General features: G+C 63.9%; 12 protein-coding genes. 6 read left to right on the top strand and 6 right to left on the bottom strand.

Annotated elements, in window-relative coordinates; translation table 11 throughout:
- The 3 genes from TSA1_RS18140 to flaF all read left to right on the top strand — a co-directional run.
- The coding region (locus TSA1_RS18140) for a flagellin (protein WP_283814369.1) at positions 1-778 on the top strand (778 nt) is incomplete at its 5' end.
- Between the two features lie 219 nt (positions 779-997).
- Entirely contained in the window at positions 998-3,292 is a 2,295-nt protein-coding gene (locus tag TSA1_RS18135) for a DUF1522 domain-containing protein (protein ID WP_100177549.1), read from the top strand.
- Between the two features lie 296 nt (positions 3,293-3,588).
- Entirely contained in the window at positions 3,589-3,957 is a 369-nt protein-coding gene (gene flaF / locus TSA1_RS18130) for a flagellar biosynthesis regulator FlaF (protein WP_008554779.1), read from the top strand.
- 119 nt (positions 3,958-4,076) lie between these two features.
- Here flaF and TSA1_RS18125 read toward each other — a convergent pair whose 3' ends face one another.
- The 4 genes from TSA1_RS18125 to TSA1_RS18110 all read right to left on the bottom strand — a co-directional run bounded on the left by TSA1_RS18125 (position 4,077) and on the right by TSA1_RS18110 (position 6,600).
- On the bottom strand, positions 4,077-4,436 hold the full coding sequence (locus TSA1_RS18125; protein ID WP_100177548.1) for a hypothetical protein: 360 nt from the start codon (positions 4,434-4,436) through the stop codon (positions 4,077-4,079).
- A gap of 159 nt (positions 4,437-4,595) precedes the next feature.
- Positions 4,596-5,093 carry a hypothetical protein gene (locus tag TSA1_RS18120; RefSeq protein WP_100177547.1) on the bottom strand — a complete coding sequence of 166 codons (498 nt, stop codon included), beginning with the start codon at positions 5,091-5,093 and terminating at the stop codon, positions 4,596-4,598.
- Positions 5,094-5,104: 11 nt separating this feature from the next.
- Positions 5,105-5,476 carry a flagellar assembly peptidoglycan hydrolase FlgJ gene (flgJ, locus tag TSA1_RS18115; RefSeq protein ID WP_174718961.1) on the bottom strand — a complete coding sequence of 124 codons (372 nt, stop codon included), beginning with the start codon at positions 5,474-5,476 and terminating at the stop codon, positions 5,105-5,107.
- Positions 5,476-6,600, bottom strand: a complete 1,125-nt coding sequence (locus tag TSA1_RS18110) for a flagellar basal body P-ring protein FlgI (RefSeq protein WP_174718960.1) — start codon at positions 6,598-6,600, stop codon at positions 5,476-5,478. Before TSA1_RS18110 ends, flgJ begins: the two co-directional genes overlap by 1 nt.
- 283 nt (positions 6,601-6,883) lie before the next feature.
- Between TSA1_RS18110 and TSA1_RS18105 the strand changes: the two genes are divergently transcribed.
- Positions 6,884-7,297, top strand: coding sequence for a flagellar assembly protein FliX (locus TSA1_RS18105; protein ID WP_100177544.1), 414 nt, complete (start codon positions 6,884-6,886; stop codon positions 7,295-7,297).
- 189 nt (positions 7,298-7,486) lie between these two features.
- Here the strand turns inward: TSA1_RS18105 and TSA1_RS18100 are convergent, their stop codons facing one another.
- Complete coding sequence (locus TSA1_RS18100) at positions 7,487-7,858, bottom strand: winged helix-turn-helix transcriptional regulator (protein WP_100181193.1); 372 nt, start codon at positions 7,856-7,858, stop codon at positions 7,487-7,489.
- A gap of 150 nt (positions 7,859-8,008) precedes the next feature.
- On the opposite strand from TSA1_RS18100, the gene TSA1_RS18095 reads away from it, so the two are divergent.
- Entirely contained in the window at positions 8,009-8,620 is a 612-nt protein-coding gene (locus TSA1_RS18095) for an NAD(P)-dependent oxidoreductase (RefSeq protein WP_100177543.1), read from the top strand.
- Positions 8,621-8,835: 215 nt separating this feature from the next.
- Complete coding sequence (gene dksA / locus TSA1_RS18090; protein WP_100177542.1) at positions 8,836-9,201, top strand: RNA polymerase-binding protein DksA; 366 nt, start codon at positions 8,836-8,838, stop codon at positions 9,199-9,201.
- Between the two features lie 282 nt (positions 9,202-9,483).
- Here the strand turns inward: dksA and TSA1_RS18085 are convergent, their stop codons facing one another.
- On the bottom strand, positions 9,484-9,882 hold the full coding sequence (locus TSA1_RS18085) for a winged helix-turn-helix transcriptional regulator (RefSeq protein WP_174718958.1): 399 nt from the start codon (positions 9,880-9,882) through the stop codon (positions 9,484-9,486).
- Positions 9,883-9,902 lie beyond the last annotated feature (20 nt).

The following is a 9,902-nucleotide window of genomic DNA, read 5'->3' as shown; positions in this document are numbered from 1 at the left end:
CTCCTTCAACGGCGGTACGGCGGTCGACGTCACCTTCGGCGACGGCACCAACGGCACTGTCAAAACGCTCGATCAGCTCAACGCGAAGCTCCAGGCCAACAACCTGTCGGCGACGATCGACGCCAACGGCCTGCTGACCATCATCGCGTCCAACGACTATGCGTCCTCGACGCTCGGGTCGACGGCGGCGGGCGGCGCGATCGGCGGGACGCTCACCTCGGCGCTCACGTTCTCGACGGCTTCCAACCCCGTCCAGGACGGCGTTGCCCAGACGGCGCGTGCCAATCTGGTATCTCAGTACAACAACATCCTGAACCAGATCGACACCACCTCGCAGGACTCCTCGTTCAACGGTGTGAACCTCTTGAACGGCGATCAGCTCAAGCTGGTGTTCGACGAGACCGGCAAGTCGAGCCTGAACATCACCGGCGTGACCTACAACTCGAAGGGTCTGGGCCTTGCCTCGCTGACCGTCGGCGTCGACTTCATCGACAACGCCGCCGCCAACCGGGTGCTGACCAACCTGAACTCGGCATCGAGCACGCTGCGCTCGGAAGCCTCGAGCCTCGGCTCGAACCTCTCGGTCGTGCAGATCCGTCAGGACTTCAACAAGAACCTGATCAACGTGCTGCAGACCGGCTCGTCCAACCTCACCCTGGCCGACACCAACGTCGAGGCGGCCAACAGCCAGGCGCTGTCGACCCGCCAGTCCATCGCGGTCTCCGCGCTGTCGCTGGCCAACACCTCGCAGCAGAGCGTGCTCCAGTTACTCAGGTAATAAGCGACTGAAATAACTGGATAAAATTGACCGGCGGGGCCATTTGTCCCGCCGGTCTTTTTTGCGTCCGGACACGGGCAGGGGCCTTCACCGGCCATTAACCCTATCCCTTAAACCGGCGTTAACCATACTTTAAAGGAGACCCCCTAAGACTGGACAAAAGCCCGCTTTGCAGACCGCGCGGCCGATTCGTATCCGGTTCAAGAGGAAGACTCGCCAATGTCCAACATCGTTCTCTCGGCGTCCGTTCGCCAGAACCTGTTGTCGCTGCAGTCGACGGCCGACTTGCTGGCCACGACGCAGGAGCGGCTGTCGACCGGCAAGAAGGTCAACACGGCGCTCGACAATCCCACCAACTTCTTCACCGCCCAGGGGCTGGACAACCGGGCGAGCGACATCAGCAACCTGCTCGACGGCATCAACAACGGTGTCCAGGTGCTGCAGGCCGCCAACACCGGCATCACCTCGCTGCAGAAGCTGATCGACAGTGCCAAGTCGATCGCCAACCAGGCGCTGCAGACCACGGTCGGCTACTCCACCAAGTCGAACGTCTCCACCACCATTCCCGGGGCGACGCCCGCCGACCTGCGCGGCACGACCTCCTATGCGAGCGCAACCGCGAAAAGCAACGTGCTCTATACCGGCGCGGCCGGCGGCGTCACCCCGGTCACGGGAACTGCCGCGCTTGGCGCCTCGCTGGGCTCGAGCGCCGGCACGTTGGTCGGATTTGCGGCGACCGCGGCCGACGGCACCACCGTGCTCAGCGGCACCGCCACGCTGGTCGGCACCACCGCATCCACGACCTTCGGCGCCGCGCCCGCGGACGGCGACACCATCACGGTGAACGGCAAGAGCATCACCTTCCGCACCGGCGTCGCACCGAGCACGCAGCCGACCGGCTGGGGTCTCGACGCCAGCGGCCACATCGCCACCGACGGCAACGGCAATTCGATCGTCTACGAGGGAACGCCGACCGCGCCCGGAGCGACCATCAACGACGTCCTCACCGCGATCGACCTCGCCAGCGGCGTCAAGACTGCAACCATCAGCGCCAGCGCGGCGACTATCGCCATCAGCGGCGCGGCCGGTCCGGTCGGCACGCTCCAGACGGCATCTTCGATCTCGGGCGGCGGCCAGATCACGCTGAAGAGCTCGACCGGCGCCGATCTGAGCCTGACGGGCAAGGCCGACTTCCTCAACAAGCTCGGTCTGACCGCGGCGACCGGCGCAGGCAATGCGTCCGTGAGCGCGAACCGGTCGACCACCGCCGGCTCGCTCGGCACTCTCGTGCAGGACGGCTCGACGCTGAACATCGACGGCCACACCATCACCTTCAAGAACGCGCAGACGCCACAATCGGCCGCGAGTGTCGCCACCGGCTATGGCGTCAGCGGCAATGTCGTCACCGACGGCAACGGCAACTCGACGGTCTATCTGCAGAGCGCGACGCTGACCGACCTGCTCAACTCGATCGACCTCGCCACCGGCGTGAAGACCGCCAGCATCTTCAATGGTGCGGCGACGCTGCAGACCACGTCGGGCCAGATCCCGTCGTCGGTCAACAGCAGCGGTCAGCTTGCGATCTCCACCGGCGTCAACGCCGATCTCTCGATCACCGGCACCGGCAACGCGCTGAGCGCGTTCGGCCTCAGCGGCAACACGGGAACTGCGACCGCCTTCACCGCGGCGCGCACCTCGGGCGTCGGTGGCATCAGCGGCAAGACGCTGACCTTCACCTCCTTCAACGGCGGCACGCCGGTCAACGTCACCTTCGGCGACGGCACCAACGGTACGGTCAAGACGCTCGACCAGCTCAACGCGCAGCTTCAGGCCAACCACCTCACTGCGACGATCGACGCCAACGGCGTGCTGACGGTCACCACCGTCAACGAATACGCCTCCTCGACGCTAGGGTCGGCGACCGCGGGCGGCGTCGTCGGCGGCACCATCACCGGTGTCCTGGCCTTCACCACCGCGCAGCCGCCGGTGCAGGATCCCGTGGCACAGACCGCGCGCTCCAACCTGGTCAACCAGTTCAACAACATCCTGGCGCAGATCGACACGACCTCGCAGGATTCCTCCTTCAACGGCGTCAACCTGCTCAACGGTGACACGCTGAAGCTCGTCTTCAACGAAACCGGCAGCTCGACGCTCAGCATCAACGGCGTGGTGTTCAACGCGGCCGGACTCGGCCTCAGCAATCTCGTCAACGGCGTCGACTTCATCGACAACGGCGCCACCAACAAGGTGCTGGCCAGCCTCAATGCGGCTTCGAGCACGCTGCGCTCGGAGGGCTCCGCGCTCGGCTCGAACCTCTCGATCGTGCAGGTGCGTCAGGACTTCTCCAAGAACCTGATCAACGTGCTGCAGACCGGCTCGTCCAACCTGACCCTCGCCGACACCAACGAAGAGGCGGCGAACAGCCAGGCGCTGTCGACCCGCCAGTCGATCGCGGTGTCCGCGCTGTCGCTGGCGAACCAGTCGCAGCAGAGCGTGCTGCAGCTGCTCCGCTAATTTAGAGAGAGCCAAGGTCGCCATTCGAGATTTCGCGGCGGGGCTAACGCCCCGCCTTTCTTTTGAGGGAGATCGCTAAGACAAGATTAGCTGAGATCGGTGCGCATCACGGCAAGCGAGTTTACATCGTGCGTGCGTGGATCTAGCGTTGCGCTGACGAAGAGCTCCGTGACCCGTAATTATCCGGAGTGCTTCCAAGCACAACACGTAAGCAAATCTTAAGCGGTGCTGCCTAGGGTCGGGAAAGAAATCCTTAAGCGCGTACAACGCGCTAGGTAACCTCCAGGGTGTGATTGATGTCGAATTCCGCTGCCTCGGCTTATGCGCGTGTTGCAACGACCACCGCATCTCCTCGCGACATCGAGGCGCAGACTCTGCTGAAGGCCGCGAACAAGCTCCAGGATGCGGTGAACAACGCCGATCCGCTCAGCGAGCAGACCATGCAGGCCCTGATGTTCAACCGCAAGCTCTGGACCATCTTCCTGAGCGAGGCGATGCGCGACAACAATCCGCAGCCGATCGACGTCCGGCAGAAGATCGCCAACATCAGCGTGTTCGTGCTGAGCCAGACCGCCGCGCTGCAGATGAGCCCGCAGTTCGATCACTTCCGTCCGCTGATCGAAATCAACCGCAACATCGCTGCCGGTCTGTCCGGGCGGCCGTGACGGCGACTCGGGTGATCGCTGCATCACGAGCATCCCAGACCAATTGTCCTTCGGAAATGCGAATTTCGCGCTGACCGGTGCCGGTCAAACGCAGAGCGTCGCCATCGATCGCGTGATCGTCAGGCGCTGACGTCCGTGTTGAGCGGGCGCGAAGGCTCGGACTTCATGTCCAGGGCATGGAAATAGGCCCGCCGGCGCAGCATCGCTTCGTCAGGGAACTGGTTGACCACCGCTTCGGTCTTGTCGTTGACGACCTGGAAGACCATGGATGCCGACGCCTGGTCGAACACGACCTGGCGCGAGATGTTCTCGTGGCTCGGCAGATCGTTGCGCACAGGCGCGCTCGTATCCGCCGCGGCGACCGTCTGGCTCACCGGAAGATCAGTCTGCACAGCCTCGTTCGCCGCCGCGTTTGACGTCGCTGCGATCTGCACGGGGGCCGGGATCCCCACCGGCCTGATGCTGAAATCTGTACTCATGGCAGCCTCCTGGTTGCCTCACGTGAGTCAAATCCCAACCCCTCTCAATACGCAACCATGGAACACCAGGACTGAAGACCCGGTAAGGAAACGTGCCTAACCGCGCGACGATATCGCCGCGCGGTTTTTCGTAAAATTGTTGCTTGTTTTCGCGTGCGCTCAGAGCGAGCGGCTGACCGCGAGCGGCGTGATGTGGCGCGGGCCTGGAGCCGCGCGGCGCCCCGCGGCCGTATAGGTGTTCGGCACGTTGCGCTTCTGGATCTCGGCATTGACGCCGCGCACGACGCTTTCGGAGACCGCGTGTGCGGTCGCGAGCACGGTGAGATTGACCTGGAGCATCGCGCGGAACGCGTCGTGGTGGCGGTGCAGCGTCGAGAGCAGCTCCGGCGCGGACTTCGCGAGCTGAGGCTGGTTGGCCTTCAACTGGCTGACGGCAGCGACGTAGTTGCGCGACAGCTCCTGCTTCTTGCTCTCGAACGTCATCGCCTCGCGGACCTTGCCGGCGCGAACGAGCTCGGTCTCGCGCTCGATCAGTCCGAGCAGCGCGTTCATCGCATCCATCAGGTCTTCGGCGAGCTTGCGCGCCTCGGTGCTGCCGGGCGCAGTGGCCGGGCGCTGGGCCTGCATCGGCTGACGTGAGGCGTTGAACTGGTTCATCTCGTTGGACCTTATGCCGTACGAAGAGTGGTCTTCGCCTGCTGGATGATCAGGGTACGATAGACGTCACGGGCCACGCCGACGCCGCCGGCATTGGCGAAGTTCTTGGAATATTGCTCGGTCAGCATCGAACGCCACACGCCGGTGCCCGGCGTGTCGCCGAACGGGCCTTCGCCCTTCAGGCCCGAGGTCATCTGCGAGAACATGCTGTTGAGGAACATCGCCTCGAAATCGGTGGCTGTCTTCTGCGCCTTGGCCTGCTGTTGCGGCGAGACCTTTTGCAGCGCGGCCGCGAGGTCGAAATCGGGCCGGCCGTTGCGGCTCTCGACCGAGAAGGCCGAGGAGTTGGAGAGGCGCGGGGTGTTGATCGCGTTGGTCTGCATCACATCACCTCGATGTCGGCTTCGATCGCGCCGGCGGCCTTGATCGCCTGGAGGATGCTGATCATGTCGCGCGGGCCGATGCCGAGGCCGTTGAGTCCGTCGACGAGCTGCTGGAGCGAGACGCCGTCCTTGACGACGGCCAGCTTCTTGCCGTCCTCGGTGACGGTAACGCTGCTGCGCGGCGCAACCACGGTGCGGCCCCGCGACAGCGGATTGGGCTGGCTCACCTGCGGGCTCTCGGAAATCGTGACCGTGAGGTTGCCCTGCGCGACCGCGACGGTGGCGACGCGGACGTCGCGGCCCATCACGATGATGCCGCTGCGTTCGTCGATGATGATCTTGGCGGCGAGATCCGGGTCGACCTGGAGCTGCTCGATCTCGGTGAGAAAGGCGACGACGTTGCCCTTGAACTCCGGAGGGACCGACAGCTGCACCGTGGAGGGATCGATCGGCTCGGCGGTCTTGACGCCGAGATAGTCGTTGATGGCCGCCGCGATCCGCTTGGCGGTGGTGAAGTCGGCATTGCGCAGCGCCAGGCGAACGTTCGGCAGGCGGTTGAGCGCGAACTCGATCTCGCGCTCGATGATGGCGCCGTTGGCGATGCGTCCGACGGTCGGAACGCCGCGCACGATCTTGGCCGCTTCGCCCTCGGCCTGGAAGCCGGAGATCGCGAGCGAGCCCTGCGCCACGGCGTAGACATTGCCGTCGGCGCCTAACAGGGGGGTGACGAGCAGGGTGCCGCCCTGGAGGTTCTTGGCATCGCCGAGCGCGGACACCGTGACGTCCATGCGTGTGCCCTGGGTGGCGAAGGCCGGCAGATTGCCGGTCACCATCACGGCGGCGACGTTGCCGGTGCGGATGGTGGCGCCGCGGATGTTGACGCCCATGCGCTCGAGCATCGCCTGCAGCGACTGCTTGGTGAAGGGGATGTTGTTGAGCGTGTCGCCGGTACCGTTGAGGCCGACGACGAGGCCGTAGCCGATGAGCTGGTTCTGCCGCACGCCTTCGATGTTGGCGAGGTCCTTGATGCGCGAGGTCGCGCTTGCGGACGCGACCGACAGCGCCAGCGCTGACAGCGCCGCGCAGGCCACCCCGACAATCCTCACCCAACGAACGCTTGGCATCCTCTGCTCCCCAAGGATCCTCAAAAGGCTCCTCAAATCTCGGACCAATCTCAACACTCCCATGTCGAGCTGGTCCGGCGCTGTCCTTGCGAGGGCTGTGCCAACCCGGGGTGACAGGGGTAGGTCGCTGAATAGGTTGAATAAATCTGTTTCGACTGGCGTCAGCCGGCGTTCGCCCTGAGGAGCGAAACTGCCGCCTATCGGCAGATTTTGCCGGGCTGTTTACGCCCCGTTAACCATAAGACAGCGAAGGTGACGGCATCGATCACCCGGATTCTTTCCGATGCGCATCTACGGACCGAACGGCACCACGCTTGGAACGCCGGCCAGCCAGGCCAGGCGAACCGGCTCCGGCACCTTCGTGCTGCCCGACACGTCGTCGGCGCAGGAGACACGGAGCGCTGCGGCGCCGAAGGCCGCCGCCAACATCGACGGGCTGCTTGCCCTGCAAGGCGTCGAAGAGGATCCGATCGAGCGGCGCAGGCGCTCGGTCGCTCGCGGCAGGACTGCGCTCGACGTGCTCGACGATCTCAAGATGGGTCTGTTGTCCGGCAATCTCGACAAGTCGACCGTGTTGCGGCTGCGGGACGCTGCGGCGAACCTGAAATCGTCCTCGGGCGATCCGGGTCTCGATGCGGTGCTCTCCGAGATCGAGCTGCGCGTCGAGGTCGAACTCGCCAAGGCCGGGCAGGGGTAGCTGCTAAATCCGTCACCCTGAGGCGCTTTTCATGCGGCGCATGCGCCGTATGAAAAGCCTCGAAGGGCGACGAGCCCGGCCTGCTTCATCCTGGCCGTACATCCTTCGAGGCTCCCGGCGCGATGCTTTGCATCGCACCACTCGCACCTCAGGATGACGGGACTCCCATAAGCCTGTCTTCGCAGCGGCCTACGCCGCTTCCTCCTTCTGCTGCGCGTCGTAGCGGCGCTGGGCGGCGAGAACGTCTTTCAGATTCTGCTCGGCCCAATCGCGTAAGGGATCGACCGCGCCGGCGAGCGTCAGCCCGAGTTGCGTGATCGAATACTCCACCGTCACGGGCACGGTCGCGATGGCATGGCGTCTGATCAGGCCGTCACGTTCGAGCGATTTGAGAACCTGGCTCAGCATCTTCTGAGAAATGCCTTCGATCGTGCGGCGCAGCTGATTGAAGCGCATCGGCTGCTCGCGCAGCAGCAACAGGATCAGCACCGCCCATTTGTCGCCGACGCGGTCGAGGATCTGGCGGGTGGGGCAGTTCGCCGCATAGACGTCGGGTTTCATGGTCGAGCCTCGGACTCCATTTTCGTCGCTTGCGATGCGCATGGGGGTTACCCTTGTGTAATCAGGTAAGCACAAAGTGCTCTCTTAACACCAGCATTCTTTGCGATATCTAGTTTCTGATAGTTACCTAAGAAGCAAAGGAAGCCTTCCATGAAAATCGCAGTTGCCGGCGCCTCGGGCCGGGCGGGGTCGGAGATCACCAAGGAACTGGCCCGCCGCGGCCACGCGGTCACCGCCATCGCCCGGAACCCTGAGAAGATCGCGGTCCTGCCGAACGTCACGCCGACCAAGGGCGACGTGCTCGACCAGGCCGGCCTTGCCAAGCTGTGGTCCGGCCACGACGTCGCCGTGAGTTCCGTGCACTTCCTGGCCAGTGACGCCCGCAAGCTGATCGGTGCGGCGAAGGACGCCAAGGTTGGCCGTTACCTCGTCGTCGGCGGCGCCGGCAGCCTCGAGGTCGCGCCGGGCGTGAAGCTGGTCACGACTCCCAATTTTCCGGCCCAGTACAAGGCGGAAGCCGAGGCGGGCTCTGCCTTCCTCGACCTGTTGAGGCACGAGAAGGAGCTGAACTGGACCTTCATTTCGCCGTCCGCGCTGTTCGTCGAGGGGGAACGCACCGGCAAGTTCCGCCGCGGGACCGATCAGCTTCTCGCAGATGCGAACGGCAAGAGCTGGATCACCTTCGCCGACTACGCCATTGCGCTCGCCGATGAGATCGAACGCCCCGCCCATCCGAGGCAGCGCTTCACGGTCGGCTACTAGGCCTTCGGCCGCCCCCGATCCCTTCCGGATAAACCTTCCTGTGCAAGGGCTTGGGGGCGCCAGCCGGACGGTGAGGGAAATATTGTCTGTCACAGGAGGCCACTATATAAGGCCCGGTTCAACGGACCCTGTTTCCGTTGCGAGTCGTTGCTTAGACAGATAGGCCTCCCTTGGAAAAGTTGAAAAACTACCGACCGACCGAAAAAGAGCCTTTCATGAACGACCGGCAGAAGGAGTACTTCCGTTTGAAGCTCCTCGCCTGGAAGGATGAGATCCTCAAAGAGTCCAAGCTCACCCTGCAAGCCCTGCAGGAGGAGAACGTGAACCACCCCGATATTGCCGATCGGGCATCGTCCGAAACCGACCGCGCCATCGAACTCCGCGCCCGCGACCGCCAGCGCAAGTTGATCGCCAAGATCGACGCCGCGCTCCAGCGCATCGAGGACAACACCTACGGCTATTGCGAGGACACCGGCGAGCCGATCTCTCTGAAGCGGCTCGAAGCCCGGCCCATCGCGACGCTCTCGGTGGAAGCGCAGGAGCGCCACGAGAAACGCGAGAAGGTCTATCGCGACGAATAAAGCCCGAGCCGCAGCGATGCGGCTCTTTGTTTTTGGACGCGAGGCGCCGTTTCGCGCCGCGATCAGCATTTTGCCTGTCGCCTGCCGCCGCGCGTCCCAACGCGCGAGCGCGAGCGCCAAAAGTGAATCATGATCAATGGGCTAGACTCGATTCCTCCGAGCTCACGTGAGTTCGGATGAGAAACAGCCTTCACTTCAGGTGCGGGAGATTTTGCGAGTCGCATCAACGAGATCGGCTCGGATGCTGAGAGGCTGATCCAGCAGCTTCATACATCGCTGCAATCAAGCCTGCTGCGACGCCATGAGGCGCGCATTCCCATAAAGCCTGGACCAGCTCAATATTTCCTTAAACGCCGGTAGCAGGCCGTAGGCCGCATCCGTCAGCTCGTATTCGACCTGCAACGGCCTCGAAGCGACGACGGTGCGCGACACCAGCCCGTCCTGCTCGAGCTCGCGCAATTGCGTGGTCAGCATGTGCTGGGTGATGCCGCCGATCGAGCGTCGCAACGCGCCGAAACGTACCGCGCCGTTCATCAGCGCGAACAGGATCTCCAGCTTCCACTTGCCGCCGAGGGCATGGATGGCCCGCTTGAAGTCGGCGAGCAGGGCAGGGTCGGGGCTGCAATCGCAGTCGGCTTCGCAGGCACTGGTCAGGTTTTCCATACCGGTCTCGAAATCCATTCTACTTGCTCCCCCGAAGA

It is taken from the genome of Bradyrhizobium nitroreducens (assembly GCF_002776695.1).
Lineage (GTDB): Bacteria > Pseudomonadota > Alphaproteobacteria > Rhizobiales > Xanthobacteraceae > Bradyrhizobium > Bradyrhizobium nitroreducens.
This window is presented reverse-complemented; position numbering and strand designations above follow the sequence as displayed.